Origin of the sequence: Cryptosporangium japonicum (assembly GCF_039524755.1) — a bacterium.
Lineage (GTDB): Bacteria > Actinomycetota > Actinomycetes > Mycobacteriales > Cryptosporangiaceae > Cryptosporangium > Cryptosporangium japonicum.
In genome coordinates, this window is sequence record NZ_BAAAGX010000014.1 from 237,408 (window position 1) to 253,096 (window position 15,689).

The 15,689-nt window shown below is 69.1% G+C and carries 21 protein-coding genes; 11 read left to right on the forward strand and 10 right to left on the reverse strand.

The window, feature by feature from the left end; genetic code table 11:
• The first annotated feature begins 20 nt into the window (after positions 1-20).
• Entirely contained in the window at positions 21-1,544 is a 1,524-nt protein-coding gene (locus ABD437_RS17890) for a catalase (RefSeq protein ID WP_344649973.1), read from the forward strand.
• A gap of 7 nt (positions 1,545-1,551) precedes the next feature.
• Here the strand turns inward: ABD437_RS17890 and ABD437_RS17895 are convergent, their stop codons facing one another.
• The gene (locus ABD437_RS17895; RefSeq protein WP_344649974.1) at positions 1,552-2,028 is read right to left on the reverse strand and encodes a MarR family winged helix-turn-helix transcriptional regulator; all 477 of its coding nucleotides are present in this window, start codon (positions 2,026-2,028) and stop codon (positions 1,552-1,554) included.
• An 87-nt stretch (positions 2,029-2,115) separates the two neighbouring features.
• Between ABD437_RS17895 and ABD437_RS17900 the strand changes: the two genes are divergently transcribed.
• Positions 2,116-2,688, forward strand: a complete 573-nt coding sequence (locus ABD437_RS17900) for an NADPH-dependent FMN reductase (RefSeq protein WP_344649975.1) — start codon at positions 2,116-2,118, stop codon at positions 2,686-2,688.
• 249 nt (positions 2,689-2,937) lie between these two features.
• Positions 2,938-4,491, forward strand: coding sequence for a GGDEF domain-containing protein (locus tag ABD437_RS17905; RefSeq protein WP_344649976.1), 1,554 nt, complete (start codon positions 2,938-2,940; stop codon positions 4,489-4,491).
• 5 nt (positions 4,492-4,496) lie between these two features.
• Here the strand turns inward: ABD437_RS17905 and ABD437_RS17910 are convergent, their stop codons facing one another.
• On the reverse strand, positions 4,497-5,012 hold the full coding sequence (locus tag ABD437_RS17910; protein WP_344649977.1) for a hypothetical protein: 516 nt from the start codon (positions 5,010-5,012) through the stop codon (positions 4,497-4,499).
• 215 nt (positions 5,013-5,227) lie between these two features.
• On the opposite strand from ABD437_RS17910, the gene ABD437_RS17915 reads away from it, so the two are divergent.
• Complete coding sequence (locus tag ABD437_RS17915; RefSeq protein WP_344649978.1) at positions 5,228-5,809, forward strand: hypothetical protein; 582 nt, start codon at positions 5,228-5,230, stop codon at positions 5,807-5,809.
• Positions 5,810-5,864: 55 nt separating this feature from the next.
• Here the strand turns inward: ABD437_RS17915 and ABD437_RS17920 are convergent, their stop codons facing one another.
• Together ABD437_RS17920 and ABD437_RS17925 are read right to left on the reverse strand one after the other, a co-directional pair.
• Positions 5,865-5,993: a hypothetical protein gene (locus tag ABD437_RS17920; RefSeq protein WP_281174598.1), complete on the reverse strand. Its 129-nt coding sequence runs from the start codon at positions 5,991-5,993 to the stop codon at positions 5,865-5,867.
• 146 nt (positions 5,994-6,139) lie between these two features.
• On the reverse strand, positions 6,140-6,592 hold the full coding sequence (locus tag ABD437_RS17925) for a hypothetical protein (RefSeq protein WP_344649979.1): 453 nt from the start codon (positions 6,590-6,592) through the stop codon (positions 6,140-6,142).
• A gap of 204 nt (positions 6,593-6,796) precedes the next feature.
• Here ABD437_RS17925 and ABD437_RS17930 point away from each other — a divergent pair, with 204 nt between their 5' ends.
• On the forward strand, positions 6,797-7,429 hold the full coding sequence (locus ABD437_RS17930) for a hypothetical protein (protein ID WP_344649980.1): 633 nt from the start codon (positions 6,797-6,799) through the stop codon (positions 7,427-7,429).
• Positions 7,430-8,071: 642 nt separating this feature from the next.
• On the forward strand, positions 8,072-8,968 hold the full coding sequence (locus tag ABD437_RS17935) for a cyclase family protein (RefSeq protein ID WP_344649981.1): 897 nt from the start codon (positions 8,072-8,074) through the stop codon (positions 8,966-8,968).
• 94 nt (positions 8,969-9,062) lie between these two features.
• Here the strand turns inward: ABD437_RS17935 and ABD437_RS17940 are convergent, their stop codons facing one another.
• Positions 9,063-9,656 carry a class I SAM-dependent methyltransferase gene (locus ABD437_RS17940; protein WP_344649982.1) on the reverse strand — a complete coding sequence of 198 codons (594 nt, stop codon included), beginning with the start codon at positions 9,654-9,656 and terminating at the stop codon, positions 9,063-9,065.
• A 304-nt stretch (positions 9,657-9,960) separates the two neighbouring features.
• Entirely contained in the window at positions 9,961-10,746 is a 786-nt protein-coding gene (locus ABD437_RS17945; protein ID WP_344649983.1) for a helix-turn-helix domain-containing protein, read from the reverse strand.
• A gap of 62 nt (positions 10,747-10,808) precedes the next feature.
• On the opposite strand from ABD437_RS17945, the gene ABD437_RS17950 reads away from it, so the two are divergent.
• The 5 genes from ABD437_RS17950 (at position 10,809) to ABD437_RS17970 (ending at position 13,744) form a co-directional block, all read left to right on the forward strand.
• Positions 10,809-11,642 carry an SDR family NAD(P)-dependent oxidoreductase gene (locus tag ABD437_RS17950; protein ID WP_344649984.1) on the forward strand — a complete coding sequence of 278 codons (834 nt, stop codon included), beginning with the start codon at positions 10,809-10,811 and terminating at the stop codon, positions 11,640-11,642.
• Positions 11,639-12,289, forward strand: coding sequence for an SDR family NAD(P)-dependent oxidoreductase (locus tag ABD437_RS17955; protein ID WP_344649985.1), 651 nt, complete (start codon positions 11,639-11,641; stop codon positions 12,287-12,289). The genes ABD437_RS17950 and ABD437_RS17955 overlap by 4 nt, the downstream gene beginning before the upstream one ends.
• Before the next feature lie 164 nt (positions 12,290-12,453).
• Complete coding sequence (locus ABD437_RS17960; protein ID WP_344649986.1) at positions 12,454-12,822, forward strand: hypothetical protein; 369 nt, start codon at positions 12,454-12,456, stop codon at positions 12,820-12,822.
• Between the two features lie 312 nt (positions 12,823-13,134).
• Complete coding sequence (locus ABD437_RS17965; protein WP_344649987.1) at positions 13,135-13,452, forward strand: hypothetical protein; 318 nt, start codon at positions 13,135-13,137, stop codon at positions 13,450-13,452.
• A 73-nt stretch (positions 13,453-13,525) separates the two neighbouring features.
• The gene (locus ABD437_RS17970; RefSeq protein WP_344649988.1) at positions 13,526-13,744 is read left to right on the forward strand and encodes a hypothetical protein; all 219 of its coding nucleotides are present in this window, start codon (positions 13,526-13,528) and stop codon (positions 13,742-13,744) included.
• Here ABD437_RS17970 and ABD437_RS43030 read toward each other — a convergent pair.
• The 4 genes from ABD437_RS43030 to ABD437_RS17985 all read right to left on the reverse strand — a co-directional run bounded on the left by ABD437_RS43030 (position 13,716) and on the right by ABD437_RS17985 (position 15,668).
• Entirely contained in the window at positions 13,716-14,108 is a 393-nt protein-coding gene (locus ABD437_RS43030; RefSeq protein ID WP_425558175.1) for an SMI1/KNR4 family protein, read from the reverse strand. The genes ABD437_RS17970 and ABD437_RS43030 overlap by 29 nt on opposite strands.
• A 121-nt stretch (positions 14,109-14,229) precedes the next feature.
• Complete coding sequence (locus ABD437_RS17975) at positions 14,230-14,700, reverse strand: hypothetical protein (RefSeq protein ID WP_344649989.1); 471 nt, start codon at positions 14,698-14,700, stop codon at positions 14,230-14,232.
• 118 nt (positions 14,701-14,818) lie between these two features.
• Positions 14,819-14,947: a hypothetical protein gene (locus ABD437_RS17980; protein ID WP_344649990.1), complete on the reverse strand. Its 129-nt coding sequence runs from the start codon at positions 14,945-14,947 to the stop codon at positions 14,819-14,821.
• Positions 14,948-15,071: 124 nt separating this feature from the next.
• On the reverse strand, positions 15,072-15,668 hold the full coding sequence (locus ABD437_RS17985) for an NADPH-dependent F420 reductase (protein WP_344649991.1): 597 nt from the start codon (positions 15,666-15,668) through the stop codon (positions 15,072-15,074).
• Between the last annotated feature and the right edge of the window lie 21 nt (positions 15,669-15,689).

Consider the following 15,689-nt stretch of genomic DNA (forward strand, 5'->3'; position numbering starts at 1 on the left):
CGTCAGGAGGTAGGCACGGCATGACTGCTCCCCAGCGCCCAGCGACCACGACCGACGCGGGTAATCCCGTCGCCAGCGACGAGTACTCGCTGTCCGTCGGGCCCGACGGTCCGCTGCTGCTCCAGGACCACTACCTGATCGAGCAGATGGCGAACTTCAACCGGGAACGCATCCCGGAGCGCCAGCCCCACGCGAAGGGCGGCGGCGCGTTCGGCACGTTCGAAGTCACGCAGGACGTCACCGCGTACACGCGCGCGGCGGTGTTCGCTCCCGGCGCGCAGACCGACGTGGTGATCCGGTTCTCGACGGTCGCGGGGGAGCGGGGCAGCCCCGACACCTGGCGCGACCCGCGCGGGTTCGCGGTGAAGTTCTACACGTCCGAGGGCAACCTCGACATCGTCGGCAACAACACGCCGGTGTTCTTCCTGCGCGACCCGATGAAGTTCCAGCACTTCATCCGCTCGCAGAAGCGCCGCGCCGACAACAACCTGCGCGACCACGACATGCAGTGGGACTTCTGGACGCTGGTGCCGGAGTCCGCGCACCAGGTCACCTGGCTGATGGGCGACCGCGGCATCCCGCGTACCTGGCGCCACATGAACGGCTACTCGAGCCACACCTACTCGTGGATCAACGCCCAGGGCGAGAAGTTCTGGGTGAAGTACCACTTCAAGACCGACCAGGGCGTCGAGACGTTCACCCAGGACGAGGCCGACCAGATGGCGGCCATCGACACCGACTACCACCAGCGTGATCTGTTCGAGCACATCCGGGACGGCGAGTTCCCGAGCTGGACGCTGAAGATGCAGATCATGCCGTTCGAGGACGCGAAGACCTACCGCTTCAACCCGTTCGACCTCACCAAGGTCTGGCCGCACGGCGACTACCCGCTGCACGAGGTCGGGCGTCTCACCCTCAACCGCAACGTGAGCGATTACCACGCCGAGATGGAGCAGGCCGCATTCGAGCCGAACAACATCGTGGCCGGTACCGGCCTGTCGCCGGACAAGATGCTGCTCGCCCGGGGGTTCAGCTACTCCGACGCCCACCGCGCGCGGCTCGGCGTCAACTACAAGCAGATCCCGGTCAACTCGCCGCGGGTGGAGGTGCACAGCTACTCCAAGGACGGCGCGATGCGGATCCGCAACGTGAGCGACCCGGTGTACGCACCGAATTCCTACGGCGGCCCGAAGGCCGATCCGCGGCTGACCGACGACGGCGGCACCTGGTACTCCGACGGCGAGATGGTACGCACCGCGTACACGCTCCGGCCCGAGGACGACGACTGGGGCCAGGCCGGCACGCTAGTGCGCGAGGTGCTGAACGACGACGAGCGCGACCGGCTCGTCGACAACATCGTCGGGCACCTGCTCAACGGCGTCAGCGAGCCGATTCTGGCGCGCGCGTTCGAGTACTGGCACAACGTCGACAAGAGTCTGGGTGACCGGGTCGAGGCCGGGGTCAGGGCCAAGCAGTCCGAGACCGACCCGAAGGCCGCCGATCAGGCCAACCCGGCGCGTTCGAGCGCACAAGCCAAAGCCTGACCGCCGCTCAGCACGCTCCCCCCTCGTCGCACGGCGTCGGCGGGGGAGCGTCGGCGGCGACGCGCTCGATCGCCGCGGTGAGGCGCGGCAGGTCCAGCCCCTCGAGGTGGGCGAACAGGTTCCGGCGGACGCTCGCCAGATGATCGGGCCACGCCTCCTCGAGCCGGCGGAACCCGTCGTCGGTGAGGACCGCGTCCCAGCCGCGCCCGTCGGCGCAGGCCCGCTCGCGGACGACGAGGCCGGAGCGTTCCAGCCGCGTGACGATCCGCGAGACGCCACTGAGCGACAGCGTGCACGCGGCGGCGAGTTCGCTCATCCGCAGCCGTCGGTCGGGCGCCTCGGACAGGAACATCAGCGCGGTGTACTCGCTCATCGAGAGGCGCTGCTCGCGGAGCAGGTCGGCGTCGAGAGCCCGGGGCAGCGCGAGCATCGCCCGGTTGAAGGCACGCCAGAACGCGATCTCGTCCGGCGTCAACGGCGTCATGGCTCGCATCCTACTTGTTTGACAAAGCAAGTATCACGGAGTTTGCTTGACGCAGCAAGTAAACCCCGACCGTTGGAGAACAGACCCATGGCCCGTATCGGGATCATCCTCGGCAGTACCCGCCCCAACCGGAACGGCGAGCAGGTGGCCAAGTGGGTCCTCGACGTCGCCTCGCAGCGCGACGACGCCGAGTACGAGCTGGTCGACCTGCGCGACTACCCGCTGCCCCACCTCGACGAGCCGATTCCGGCGTCGGCCGGGCAGTACCAGAACGACCACACCAAGGCGTGGGCGGAGAAGATCGCTTCGTTCGACGGGTACGTGTTCGTGACGCCGGAGTACAACCACAGCACGTCCGGCGTGCTGAAGAACGCGATCGACTACCTGTACGCCGAGTGGAACAACAAGGCGGCCGGCATCGTCTCCTACGGCGGCGTCGGCGGGGCCCGTGCCGCGGAGCACCTGCGGCTGATCCTCGGCGAGCTGCAGATCGCCGACGTCCGCGCGCAGGTGGCGATCTCGATCGTCACCGAGTTCGAGAACTTCAGCGTGTTCAAGCCGAACGACTACCTGGCGGGCTCGCTGGGGACGCTGCTCGACCAGACCGTGGCGTGGAGCACCGCGCTGCAGTCGGTGCGCAAGGCCCCGGCCGGCGTGTGACCCCTCCCGGCCACCCCGCTCACGGTGGGGTGGCCGGAGCGTCGTAACTCTGTGCGCTATCGTTACTACGTAAAGTGATAAACCGAGCCGCACCTGATCAGCTACACAACGGATCTTGCCGTTAGCCGTCCCGCTCCGATGTCTCATTCGGGACCGAATCGGCGGACGGCGGTGGATGTGACCATGCGGGGATCGGGTGAGGCCGCGAATAGCGGGCGGGCAGCGGCCAGGCGGCTGACCGCGCTCGGCGTGATACGCCGTGACCGCGTCCTGAGCGCCGCGGTGGCGGTCGGCGTGCTCTTCGTCGTCGTCCACGCGCTGCTCGCCGCGTTCGGTTCGCCCGTACTGCGCTCGCTCGCGGACGCCCTCTCGTCCGTCGTCCTCATCGTGACGTTCGGCCTGATGCTCGTCGCGGCCAGGGACCGCAGGGCCCGGCAGGGAACCGGCCGGATCTGGCTGCTGTTCGCCCTCTCGACGGCGCTCGCGGCCGGCGGCTGGGCGGCCTGGAGCGGGTACGCGCCGGTCGCCGACGCGTTCTTCGTCGCGGCCGCGGCCGTCGCGGTCAGCGGCTTCCTCGCCGCGCTCCATCCCGACCACCGCTCCGGGCGGTTCTGGCTGGGCTTCGACCTGGTGCTCGTCGCGGCCGGCGCCGGCGCGCTCGGCTGGCGTCTGTTCCTGCACGCCGGGCTGGACGCCACGATCGCCTCCGACCGCACGACCGCGATCGTGTACCCGATCTGCGGGCTGGCCACGGTGCTGTTCCTGGTGCCGATGGGCGTCTTCGGCGGCAGGCGGTTGCCCGCGTCGCTGACGCTCGTCGGCTGGGCGCACGTCGTCGCCGCGGCGTGCGGGTGCCTGACGCTCGTCGCCGGTCTCAGCGACCGGGTCGACCCGGCCGACCCGGTGCTCGCCAGCGCCTACCAGGCCCCGGTCGTGTTCCTGGCGCTCGGCGCGCTGACCGCGATCCGCTCGCCCGAGTCCGACGGTGTCCACTTCCCGGTCGGCCGCGACGTGACGATGCTGCCGTCGCTGGTCGCCGCGGGCGCCGCGGTGATCGGCCTGGTGCTGGTGGACGCCAGAACCACCGGCGTGCAGGTGCCGCTGCTGGTGGCCGGCCTGGTCGTGATCGGTCTGCTCACCCGGCTCGCGCTGGTGGTGCGTGACCGGACGCGGCTGGCCGACCAGCTCGCCGAGGCGCTCGCCGAGCAGCAGCGGCTGGCGATCACCGACGCGCTGACCGGGCTGTCCAACCGCCGGTACTTCGAGCAGTCGCTGGCCACCGAGGTGGTGCGGGCCCGGCGCAACAAGCGTCCGCTGAGCCTGGTGGTGCTCGACCTCGACAACTTCAAGCAGATCAACGACCGGCACGGCCACCAGGCCGGCGACGCCGCGCTCGTCCAGGTCGGGACGCTCCTCCAGGTCATCACGCGCGACTCCGACGTGGTCGCCCGCTACGGCGGCGAGGAGTTCGTCTGGCTGCTGCCCGACACCGACGAGGAGGGCGCGGCCGCGATGGCCGAGCGTCTGCGGGGCACGCTCGCCTCGCACCCGGTGGCGCTGCCCACCGGCGACCCGCTCTGGATCACCGGTTCGCTCGGCGTGGCGTCGGCGCAGGAGACGATCGACGCCACCGTGCTGACCGCGTCCGCGGACGAGGCGATGTACCGGGCGAAGAGCGAAGGCCGCAACCGGGTGGTGCGGGCCACTCAGCTACAGGGGGCGACGGATGCGCACGGCGGTGACGGTGCGGACCGGGCCGAGCCACGGCCGGGCCGCGGCGAGCCGGGCGCCGTGCGGCGGTAGGGCCTTCACAGCCACTGCAGGTCGACGTTGCCGGCGTAGACGAAGGCGGTGCGGTAGCCCGGCCGGCCGAACAGCACCGACTCGCCGGTGTAGAGGGCGACCAGCGATCCGGGTCGGTACCACCAACCGTTCGCGATTCCCTCGACCGACCCCACCGGTTCCATCGCGGTGAGGTCGAGGTCGTCGACGGCCCGACCGGTGACCCGGGTGACGGTGTCGGCGACCTCCACGGCGGCGTAGACCATGGCCAGGGACTCGACCCAGCCGTCGACACTGCCGTGCAGCGGCACCCACCGGTCCTCGTCACCGCCGACGATCCCGAGGGTGCCGTCCGAGCTGATCGCGAACGAGTAAGGCACCGCGGTTCGTTGCGGACCGGCCTCGAAGGCCCAGCCCCGAGCCGGAAGCCCGTTCAGTCGCTCCGGTGAGTCGGCCGCGAGCATGCGCGGACCGGCCGCATCCTCCGGCAAACCGGGCGCCGCGGGCAGGAGCAGACCACCCCAGCGAGCGTGATGCGTCACAGCCCGCTCGACGAGGTCGAGGGGGACGCCGGCTTCCTGCCACTGGTGGCGCCAGTGGGTCACTGGGGGGACGTCGAGCCAGACGCCGTGAACACCGACGAAGCGGCGTGCCCGCTTACTCAGCCCGGTCGGCGGCTCCCGGAAACCCATCACCCGCGCAGGCTATCGACGACGCGGGATCCAGCGAGCACGTCCGACGCCGGTAACCTACGCCGATGGTTCACGCCGCCGGGTCCGACCGGGAGTTGCTCGGCACGATCCAGGCCACACCGTGGCTCACCGAGCTGCTCGCGTTCTTCGACTTCGACGTCTCGAAGCGCGCTGACGGGCCCTTCGAGCCCGTATCGCTGTCCGACGGAAGCGTCCTCGACATGATCGCCGGCGACGCCGGTGGCGGCGCCTATTTTCTGGTGGGAGCCGGTTCGGTTCGGCCCGTCGTCTATGCCGGATCCGAGGGGGAGGGTGGGCTGATCGCGCACAGCCTGCGCGACGCCCTCGCGCTGTTGATCGGACTGCCCAGCCTGCACGACGCGACCACTTCGTCTTTGGACGAGGACGGCGGACGACATCTGCGCGACTGGATCGCGCGGGCCGATCAGATCATCCGCGCGGATCGGCCGACTCTGGACCAGGACCGCGAACGGGTCCGGGCTGCCCTCGATCTGCCCGCCGGCGATCTTCTGCCGTCACTGCACGCGGCCGCCGCTGACGAGCGCTACCGCCCGATCAATGCGCAGGGCGATCGGTACCGCTCAATGGTCGGTCCGGACGACTTCGTGGATGCCGCGTTGATCTGATCACACGACGCGGCCCGGAACGCTGTGGGCGTTCCGGGCCGGGTGGCGGGGTGGTTCAGCTGCAGGGGTTGTAGTCCCAGCAGTCGTTGTAGCGCTTCTTGTGGTGGCGGCGACGGCGCGGCTTGCACTCGTTGTAGTCCCAGTCGTTGCACTGGTTGTAGTCGTAGTCGTAGCAGCCGCTCATGTCGTCCAGCCTCCTGTGTGTTGTCTCTGTGGTGCCGATAGCTTCGCGTTTTTTCGGGGTCGGCTCGATCGGCGGCGTGACGGCCGGAACGTTCGCTTCCGAACACTCGCTCACGGCCGCCGTGCGTGCGGTGCACTCTTCTGCCGTCAGAGCGGCGCATAGTACGCGCGACTCTGGCGCGAGAACACCAACAGCAACAGGGCGACGAACGGCAGCGCGGCCGGAAGCAGCGCGGGCCAGTTGTCGGCGAGTTGGCCCGCCGCGTCTTGTGATGATCCGGGGTCGGAGGTGGCGTCGCCGAACACCGCGCAGATCTGCAGGATCGTGACGAAGACCGCGATGGTGTGCGCGCCCCGACCGCCTCGCCAGAGCCCGCGCAGGACGAGGAACCAGAGCGGTAAGAAAACGGCGGAGAGGACCGCCGCGATCCAGTTGCCGTCGAGAGCAGCGTCCACCGCGAACCACACCAGCCGGATCGGAGCCAGGACCAGCAGCCCGAACGCAATGATGACGGGCGTCGGAGGGCGTCGTGCGGGCAGAGCCGTCGGTGTTGTGGGCACCCCGCGTCCGCGACCGTGTGAAGCGGTGTGGCGTTCCATGAAACTCCCCGTGGATGGTCGGGACGGTGGCGTCCACAAGGGTCGTGGTCAGCGCCGGGATGGTTGGTTTCCGCGCTGACACCGCATCTGTGCCCTCCGCATCATTCGGGGCCCGCGCGCCGTTACGAGAGTTCGGGACCGCGCTGCACAACGGTGGTCTCCGCGTCCGGGTCGGCGGCGGCCGTAGCATGCGACGATCGCGGCATGATCGACCCGTCGACGATCCGTATGGACGAGTTCCTCTTCGGCTGGTACGGCGCACGTAATTCCAGACACTTCTTCATGCCCGCCGTCGGTCGGTGGCTTCCCGATCCGCTCAAGCATTGGTATGAGGTCAGTGCACGCCTGGTGGAACACCGGGGCGGAGTAAAGCATGTGCTGCTGCCGGAGGAGATTCAGGCAGTGGATGGGAAGGCAATCTTCCTGATCGATGCGACCGGCGACTGGCGGTGGTCGTTCGATGTCGAGAAACCCAGTGTAGTTTACGACGGAGAATGCTGCGAGGAATGGCGTCAGAGCGAGGAGAGCCTCGCGCAGTTCCTGACGCACCACTCCGTTCAGGAAGCCATTTACGGAGCCCGTCGGCTTTACAGACACCCTCATGTGCACAAGGACCTGCTGCCTGGCGTGCTGGCCGGCCTGGAGCAGGTGGACTTCCCGAGGTGGCGGTGGTCTGCGGAGGGCTGTCGGTATTTCATGGGGGACCGAATTGTTGCCGAGATTGTCCCGGACTTCGGGCCGCCCGACTATTATCAGGTCAATGTAGCCTCGCCTGAACGTCGCCGCCTGGTCTACTTGAATCGGTTCGACGGGATCGATTGGCGCAAGGTGGGATAATGGTCAATCTACTGCTCTACTGCCGCGCAGAGTGAAGTCGGGATTCATCGCTAGTAGTCGTAGGCGTCGCCATGATGTCGGCCTGGCAGTGTCGCTCGTGTTCCGTTGGTGGCTGCCACTACGAGGAGCAGCTCGGTGACGCTACGAGCGACGACGGCCAGGTCGCCGGCGAGGCCATAGGTGTCCCAGCCGGCGGCGTAACACCGCCCGGCTCGGGCCGGGTGCAGATCCACGACGATGTACGGGTCGGTGGCCGCGCCGCCGCAGTCGGCCAGAAGATGGCATCCATTCGTCAGATCGTCGGGCTGGCTTTCGGCGACTTCCGTGGCGATGGCCGGTGTGAGTAGCAGCGGGCTGGCCGCGACGAGTTCATGCGCGCTGCGGATCCGCCAGGAAAAAAGGCCTGGTCGAAAAGAACGAGCCCGCCGCAGAGGCGGTAGAACTCGCGGAGATCATCGGGTACGACCAGTTCGGCACGTACGGTCGGTAAGCCGTCCGGCGGCAGTAGCCGACAGTCGGGTCGCCGGTGCAGAGCTTCCACGACTGCGCTCAGTGCGTCCCGGGGAACTCCCACGGCCGCCACCGTAGTGGAATAGCGGAACCGGGCTGAGGTTCTCCGCAATCATCCCGCGGTTGACTGCAGTGTCACTGCAGCCAGCCGTCAGTAGAACTAACTACCTCGGCCGCCGACGCCCTGCCGATAATGGCGCCGTGAGTGCGCAGCAGTTCCGCGCGGAGTTCGACGCGCGCGTCGAGTTCTCGAACGGCGGACATCTTGAGGTCGCGGGGTTCCGCGTCGACGTGCCGGCGGCCGACGTCTCCGCGGCGGAGGTCGCGAGGCTGTTCGTCGCTTCGCTCGGCCTGCTGATGAGCGAGACCGTGGACGTCAGCGCGCTGCGTGTGTTCCCGGAAGCACACAAAGGAACCCGCGGTGGTCCGTCGGCCGCCGCTGACACCGCCGGGGGTGCGCGGCGACTGATCGAGCTCAGCCATCAGCTCAGCCACGAGCCGGGTACCGACCTGCCCGTGCCGGTGGACAGCATCGGTACCTGCCTGGATACACCCTGGTACCGCCATGCGGACGGAGCGGACCTCAGCACGATCCCGCTGTCCCGAATCGCTGATCTGCCGGCCGTCGTCGTTCGTACAGCCGGTAGCCGCACCCGGGCCGTCGACGTCGGCGCGCTGGCCCCGTTCGACGTCGCCGGCAAAGCGGTCCTGCTCCACACCGGCGGCGACCACACCGTCGGAACGGCCGCCGACGCCGACGACGCCCCCTACCTGACCGTGGACGCAGCGCAGTGGCTGGCCGACCACGACGCCGCGCTTGTCGGCGTCGACTCGATCGACATCGACGACGTACGCGATCCGAACCGGCCCGCGCGCACGATTCTGCTCGCAACCGGCGTCCCGATCGCGTTGAACCTGACCGGCCTCGAACATCTGCCGCCGCATGGTGCGCGTTTCACCGCTGCCCCACCGCCATTCGCCTGGTCCGGTATGTTCCCGGTCCGCGCGTTCGCAGCCATCCTGGCCTGACCGCGCCCAGCCGCGCTACCGGCGATCACATCCCGAACGCCGATCGATCGTCGAGACGAGATCCCGCCACGCGGTCTGAACAAGTGGGCAGTGCTCAAGGGATACGCCGGGCGATGATCCGGTGCACGATCTTGTTCGAGGAGACACTGCGGATCTCCGCATCGTGGAGAATCTCGGCACCGGTCAGCTCCCGGCGAACGAGAGCGGCGGGGAAAGCGGCGTACAACCGGCCCTTGGCGTCACGGGCGTCGTGATCGGGAGTCGTCCGCCAACTCAGATAGAGGGTGCCGCCGGGGTTGAGCAACGACGCCAGGCGCCGGGTGGCGGCGGGAACGTCCGCGGGCGGCAGATGCATGATCACGGTCTCGCTGAGCACGTTGTCGAAGGTGCGTGCGCCCAGTTCGGCAAGGTCGGGCAGGGTGGCGACCGCGAAGGTAATCTCCGGATGGCGACGCCGGGCCTCGGCCAGGAGACCCTCCGACGCGTCGTAGCCCACCGCGTCGAACCCGTGCCTGACCAGCCAGGCGGTGTCCCGGCCGCTTCCGCACCCGACGTCAGCGGCGGTGCCCGGGGTGAAGAAGGTCCTCAAGAGCTCGTAAAGATCGTGGGGGACGTCCTGCTCGTCCTCCCATTCTGCGGCGTACGCGGCCGCGTTCGTCTCGTAAGCGCTCAGCGTCTGGTGGTCCATGGGCTGCTTCGTACCGCAACGGGGGACATCGGCGCACCGGTGTCGAAGCGTGAACAGTCTCGTCGGCACGCGAACGTTCACACATCGCCGCAGTCGACCACTCCCAGTGGTGGCGAGGCCTGGCCGCCCACCTGTTCATGCCTGGTGGCCGATCAGGTCGGTAGCGACGCACTCCGCGGTCGCGGACGACGCGCGTCCCGGCAGGCGGCCGCTGGCGTACCCACTGACGTCCGCGATGCGATCGTCGAAGCGGACCGCCGAACAAACCGTCGCTTACCTCGGCAGTACCGACCGACCGCGGTGGTCAGAGCAGCCGTGACAGGGCGTCCGCCGCCGACGTTCCCGGGTCGGCGTGGTAGGCGATGATCACCTGGCCCTCGGCACCGGCGATCGAGAGTGCCTCCCGACGCAGCGTGAGCCGACCGACGACCGGATGGTTGAAGCGCTTGGTCGCGTCGCGAACCGGCTTGACGTCGTAGGCCTCCCACACCCGACGGAAATCACCGTTGTCCAGCAGGGATCGGACCAGCTCGACGGTGCGGGGATGGCGGAGATCGGCCTCGGCGCGCAGTGCCGCCGCGGTCTGTGCCGCGATCTGCTCCCAGTCGGGGAACAACTGGCGCGCCGCGGGATCCTCGAACATGCCGCGGACCAGGTTCTGCCCCGGCGTGTACAGAGCAGCGAGAGCGCGGGCGTGTTTGTTGGCGGCCAGAACGTCCATGCGCCGGTTGCGGACGTACGCCGGAACCTGCGTCCACGAATCGAGCAGATGGTGCACGGTGTCGGACACGCCGTCGCGCTCGGTGTCCGACGGCGGCGGAGCGGCCAGGGCATGCAGGTGCGCGGCCTCGTCCGGGCCCAACCGCAGCGCGACGGCCAGCGCACGCAGGACCTCCGGCGAGGGGTTGCGGTCCTCTCCCTGCTCCAGGCGCGTCAGGTAGGGCGTGCTGACGCTGGCCAGCCGCGCCAGCTCGTCGCGGCGTAGGCCGGGCACGCGTCGGCGTCCGTGCGGGGTCAGCCCGACGTCCTCCGGCCGGAGCAGCCCGCGGCGGCCCTTGAGGAACTCGCCGAGACCGTTGTCGCCGTCCATTTCTCGAGGCTAACCCTGATGGGGTGCTGGCTACCCCGCGCGCCCCGGCGCACGGTCGAGTCATGAAGACATGGTTCATCACCGGTGCGTCCCGCGGTTTCGGGCGCGTGTGGGCGGAGGCAGCGCTCGAGCGCGGCGACCGCGTCGCCGCGGCCGCCCGGGACGTCAGCCGCCTCGACGGACTGGTCGACGCACACGGGGACCGGGTCCTGCCGCTCTCCCTGGACGTCACCGACCGCTCCGCCGTGTTCGCCGCGGTGCAGCGGTCGGTGGAGACGTTCGGTCGCGTGGACGTCGTCGTGAACAACGCCGGCTACGGCCTGTTCGGCATGATCGAGGAGACGACCGAGGACCAGGCGCGGAGGCAGTTGGAGACCAACGTGTTCGGCGCGCTCTGGGTGACCCAGGCCGTGCTGCCGGTGCTGCGCGCCCAGCGAGCCGGGCACATCCTGCAGGTCTCCAGCATCGGTGGGATCGGCGCGTTCCCCACGCTCGGCCTCTACAACGCCTCGAAGTGGGCCCTGGAAGGACTCAGTGAAGCGCTCGCCGCCGAGCTCGCTCCGCTCGGCCCGAAGGTGACGATCCTCGAGCCCGGCCCGTTCGACACCGACTGGGCCGGCGACTCCGCCGAACACACCGAACCCCTCGACGCCTACGAGCCGGTCCGCGCGGCGCGCCGGGCCGGGGCCTCGGCACGCACCCCGGCCGATCCCGCGGTGACCGCGAACGTCATCCTCCAGCTGGTCGACACCGACCATCCGCCCCTCCGCCTGTTCCTGGGCCCCTATCCGTATCCGATCGCCGAGAAGCTCTACGCCGAACGACTCGCCACCTGGAACGAGTGGCGCCGGCTGGCCGAGCAGGCGGCGCCCGGCCCGGAGACGGCGTCGGCATGACTCCTGTTCACATCGTGGGTGCGGGGCCGGGTGTCGGCGCCGCGGTCGCACGCCGCTTCGGCCGCGCGGGACATCCGATCGGGCTCATCGCCCGTAACCGGAGCAGGCTCGACGCCCTGGCCCGCGACCTGACCGCAGACGGAATCGACACGCAGGTGTGTGCGGCGGATGCCACCGACCCGGCGGCGCTCGCGGCCGCGCTGACGGAACTGGCCCGCAGGCAGGGGCCCGCCGGGGTGCTGTGTTTCAGCCCGCTTCCGGACGTCTCGCTGATCAAACCGGTCGTGGACACCACCCCCGCTGACCTGGGCGCCGCGCTCGCACTCAGTGTGGTCGGCGCTGCGGCCTCCGTCCGCGCGGTACTGCCCGCGATGCGAACGACCGGACGCGGCTCGCTGCTGTTCGTCACCGGCAGCGCCGTGGTGAACCCGAGCGCCGACCGCGCCGCCAGTGCGGTCGCCGGATTCGCGGAGAAGGCCTACCTCGACCTGCTGCGTGACGCGTTGGCGACGACACCGATCCAGGTCGCCCACCTCGTGGTCAAGGGCGCGGTCGGGGTCGGCGCCACGCATGAACCGGACACGGTCGCCGACCGGCTGTGGCGCCTGCACGCCGCGCCCGCCGAAACGCACGCGCTTCTGGAGTGAGCACTCATGGAGCTTCGTACCGGGAAGCCCGAACCAGCTGCGGGCAGTCCCTGACGGCGCTGCTCGGGCGTCGGTCAGTTCGGATGAACACGCAGATCAGGACCCGTGAACGCCCGACGCCGAGATCCGCACGGCCGCGATCGGTGCGAGCGTAGGGTGCGCAGGTGCAGCGGATCGAGGTGACCGATGAGGGTGTCACGGTGACGGTGGTGACCGAACCCCTGGTATCGGTGTTCGGCAAGGAGATGCGTCCCGCCTCAACCAGGGTGTCCACGGTGCCGTGGGCGGAGATCGACGACATCTCGCTCTCGGCCATCGATCTTGAACCCGATGGTGCTCGCTGGGTCACTCTGATGGTGAACACCACCTACGGGGAGTATCTCGAAGTGCCCGAAGACGCGGGAGGCTTCACGGAGGTCCTCGGCCATCTGTGTCGGGCGTCCGGCGTTCCCGAACCCGACGTCGCGGCTCTGCGAGCGGCCGAAATCGTGATCTGGTCAGGTCGTGAGCCGGAGCCCATGGAGAACCGGTAGCGCACAGGTTCGGAGCCCTCTGCTGCAGGTGCGCACCGCCTTCCGACGGTGGGTGGGTCCCGTCGCGGGCGAGCCGCCACCGAGCATGCTTATCGGTTTTCGCCAGTTCGGTCAGTTCGGCCAACCGGCCGGCCTTCGCGAGCAGGTCCGGGTGCCATAAGTGTGCGTTGTGCCGGTGAGGGTCATAGACGCTACGGCGTCACGGTGAAAGACCGCCGGTGATGTCCTTGATGTGGGCGCTCCGGTTCATGTGACCGGTCATCTCGCGGTTCCTGCGTTTACGATGCGGGCGGCTCGGCTATCTGGTCGCAAATGGAGAAGCCGGCAGCGCGCCTAGTCGTCACCCGAACCGCCAGTAGCGCGCGCGATATCTGGCGGCGGTACCGCGTCGAGGTGGACGGGCGGCGGATCGGCACGCTCAAGCGCGGGCAAAGCCTCACGGTCGACCTCTCACCGGGTTCGCACCGGGTGCAGGCGCTCATCGACTTCGAGGGCAGCCACCCACTCGAAGTCAACGTGCCTCCGGGCGAGGAAGCGCGTCTGGTCGTGGAGCCCAGCGAACACCTGATGCCCACGTTCGGTCTGGCCACCGCGCGAGACCCCTACCTCGTGCTCCGCCCGGAGTCTTGAGGCGCACTCGACGCAACTGCCGTCGACGCTCGTATTCGAGGACGCGTGGGACATCAACGGTCAGCTGGGTCCGTTGCACGACCTCGTGGAGATCGCCGATATCCACCGGACGGACACGTCCGACAACCGGCCGGATCCGGTGTGGCACATCGAAGGCCAGAACTTCGACCTCCGTTTCCGGGCCGCCGGGTACACCCCGTACCTACGCACGCCACCCCGCCACGTCGACCGGCAACTACTCACCCCCGCGGAGCGTTCCGGGATCAGCTTCGCTGAACGTTCCTTCGCGTGACGAGCGGACCCTCATGCCACAGTCCGCACACCGGTCGAGCGGAGCAGGTCACTCGCCCTAGCCGGCGCCCGGGCCCGGCGCTCAGTCGTAGTCGAAGTATCGCGGTCACTGCGACGTGGTCGTCGGCCCAGGTCGTTCTGCTCGGGGCCGGGCAGCACGTGTTGCGGGGCCTTCCGCCGTTGCGCGTCCGCATCAACGCCACGTACGAGGCCGGCAACCGAAATCCGAGCTCTTCCTCCACCGAGGCGACCAGCTCATCGGTGGGACAGCCGCCACCGTAGGCCTCGTCGGCACACGCCGAGTCCTCCCAGAACTCGTCCAAGTTCAGATCGCGGAACACCTGACTGAGCTGTTCAGCGGTCACCGTCGTCGACCCGCGCTGCAGAGAGCCCTCGAGTCACCCGTGCACAGCAGCACCCGCCCTCCCGTGCTCGCCCATCTGACCGCCCAGCGTCGCACCCCGATGGGAGCGGCGCAGCGGGGACTCAGTCGGCGCGATCCAGGGTGATCGTGCGGCTCACCGCACGCAGCTGCCACGCCTGTCGCACTGGCGAATGCCGCTCCGCGACCGCCCGCAAGTCGACCAGCGCGGCGGACCGTAACGGGCCGATCGGCGCGAACGTCCAGCCGGTGTCGTGGCGCGGCAGGCCATCCAGGCCAGCGAGGCCGACGTGATCGTCGAAGCGCAGCTCCAGGTTGATCTGCCACAGCTCGCCCACGGTCGCCAACTGCCGGGTGAAGGTCAGTGAGGGACGGAAGCCGTTCCAGCGGTAGCGGCCCCATTGGACGATCACCCCGTCCGAATCGGCCTCCGTGTCGACTCCGGCGAACTCGGTCTGCGTGAACTCGCCGAAGACCGACCAAGCCGCCTCGATGTCGGTACCAAGGCCGGCATCGCCGCATCCCGCGTGGATGGCCTGATCAAGTTGGTCAGCACTCGACCGCCAAGACACCATGGTTGGCATTGTGTCCCGCTGCGGTAGGGACGAAGCGAACGCACACCGGCGATGGCGGGTGGCCGGACATGGCGAGGCCCGGGGCGCATCACGCGCTCCGGGCCTCGGCGGGAAAGACTCAGCTGCAGGGGTTGTAGTCCCAGCAGTCGTTGTAGCGCTTCTTGTGGTGGCGGCGACGGCGCGGCTTGCACTCGTTGTAGTCCCAGTCGTTGCACGAGTCGTACGAGTAGTCGTAGCAGCCGCTCATGTCGTCCAGCCTCCAAGAAGAAAGTGTGTGTTCCTGCTGTGCCACTAGCTTCGCCGGAAAGCCAGGCACGCTCGATCGGCCGCACAACGACCGGAACGTTCGCTTGGCGACACTCGCCGCCGGTTCACGGGGCCGACGGGACCGCGGAGCGGGGGTCCACGCCGGAGAAGGCCAGTCCGATGACGAATCCCGCGACTTCTTCCAGCTGACGCACCCGATCGAGGCCGCCCAGCACCGCCGGTGTGCCTCCGACGTCGGCGATCAGCGTTCCCACGACGGACAGGGCCCGCTGGTCGTCACCGCAGGTCACCACGGTCACCGGGCCCCTGTCGGCCTGCACCCACAGGTCAGCCGGGAAGAGATTGAACGCCTTCACCACGTGGGCGGCCGGCACGGTCGCGGCGAGGTGTTCGGCGGGTGAGGCGTGGAGGATGCCGACGCCGTGGTCGACCGCGTTGATCGGGTCGATCAGCGGAACACCGTCGAGTGGTCCGGCCGCACGCAGGGTGTCCGCGAGACCGGCCCAGGACACCGCCAGCAGCACCGCGTCGGCGCCCGCCGCCACGTCGCGCAGCGGGCGGACGGTCCCGCTCACCGCGTCGGCAAGCGCGGTGGCCTTGTTCATTGACCGGCCGCCGACCGTGATGGCGTGTCCGGCGCGGGCCCAGCCGGTCGCGAGAGCAGTGGCGAGGGCGCCGGTCCCGAGAATTCCGATTCGCATCCCGGCACGATAGGTCGGCCG

What these genes read in the sequence shown, in the direction of transcription:
- ABD437_RS17950 (WP_344649984.1), top strand. Translation starts at nt 10,809, where the DNA reads ATGAAGACATGGTTCATCACCGGTGCGTCCCGCGGTTTCGGGCGCGTG.
- ABD437_RS17900 (WP_344649975.1), top strand. Translation starts at nt 2,116, where the DNA reads ATGGCCCGTATCGGGATCATCCTCGGCAGTACCCGCCCCAACCGGAAC.
- ABD437_RS17965 (WP_344649987.1), top strand. Translation starts at nt 13,135, where the DNA reads ATGGAGAAGCCGGCAGCGCGCCTAGTCGTCACCCGAACCGCCAGTAGC.
- ABD437_RS17980 (WP_344649990.1), bottom strand. Translation starts at nt 14,947, where the DNA reads ATGAGCGGCTGCTACGACTACTCGTACGACTCGTGCAACGACTGGGAC.
- ABD437_RS17895 (WP_344649974.1), bottom strand. Translation starts at nt 2,028, where the DNA reads ATGACGCCGTTGACGCCGGACGAGATCGCGTTCTGGCGTGCCTTCAAC.
- ABD437_RS17945 (WP_344649983.1), bottom strand. Translation starts at nt 10,746, where the DNA reads ATGGACGGCGACAACGGTCTCGGCGAGTTCCTCAAGGGCCGCCGCGGG.
- ABD437_RS17930 (WP_344649980.1), top strand. Translation starts at nt 6,797, where the DNA reads ATGATCGACCCGTCGACGATCCGTATGGACGAGTTCCTCTTCGGCTGG.
- ABD437_RS17955 (WP_344649985.1), top strand. Translation starts at nt 11,639, where the DNA reads ATGACTCCTGTTCACATCGTGGGTGCGGGGCCGGGTGTCGGCGCCGCG.
- ABD437_RS17925 (WP_344649979.1), bottom strand. Translation starts at nt 6,592, where the DNA reads ATGGAACGCCACACCGCTTCACACGGTCGCGGACGCGGGGTGCCCACA.
- ABD437_RS17975 (WP_344649989.1), bottom strand. Translation starts at nt 14,700, where the DNA reads ATGGTGTCTTGGCGGTCGAGTGCTGACCAACTTGATCAGGCCATCCAC.
- ABD437_RS17920 (WP_281174598.1), bottom strand. Translation starts at nt 5,993, where the DNA reads ATGAGCGGCTGCTACGACTACGACTACAACCAGTGCAACGACTGGGAC.
- ABD437_RS17985 (WP_344649991.1), bottom strand. Translation starts at nt 15,668, where the DNA reads ATGCGAATCGGAATTCTCGGGACCGGCGCCCTCGCCACTGCTCTCGCG.
- ABD437_RS17915 (WP_344649978.1), top strand. Translation starts at nt 5,228, where the DNA reads ATGGTTCACGCCGCCGGGTCCGACCGGGAGTTGCTCGGCACGATCCAG.
- ABD437_RS17940 (WP_344649982.1), bottom strand. Translation starts at nt 9,656, where the DNA reads ATGGACCACCAGACGCTGAGCGCTTACGAGACGAACGCGGCCGCGTAC.
- ABD437_RS17890 (WP_344649973.1), top strand. Translation starts at nt 21, where the DNA reads ATGACTGCTCCCCAGCGCCCAGCGACCACGACCGACGCGGGTAATCCC.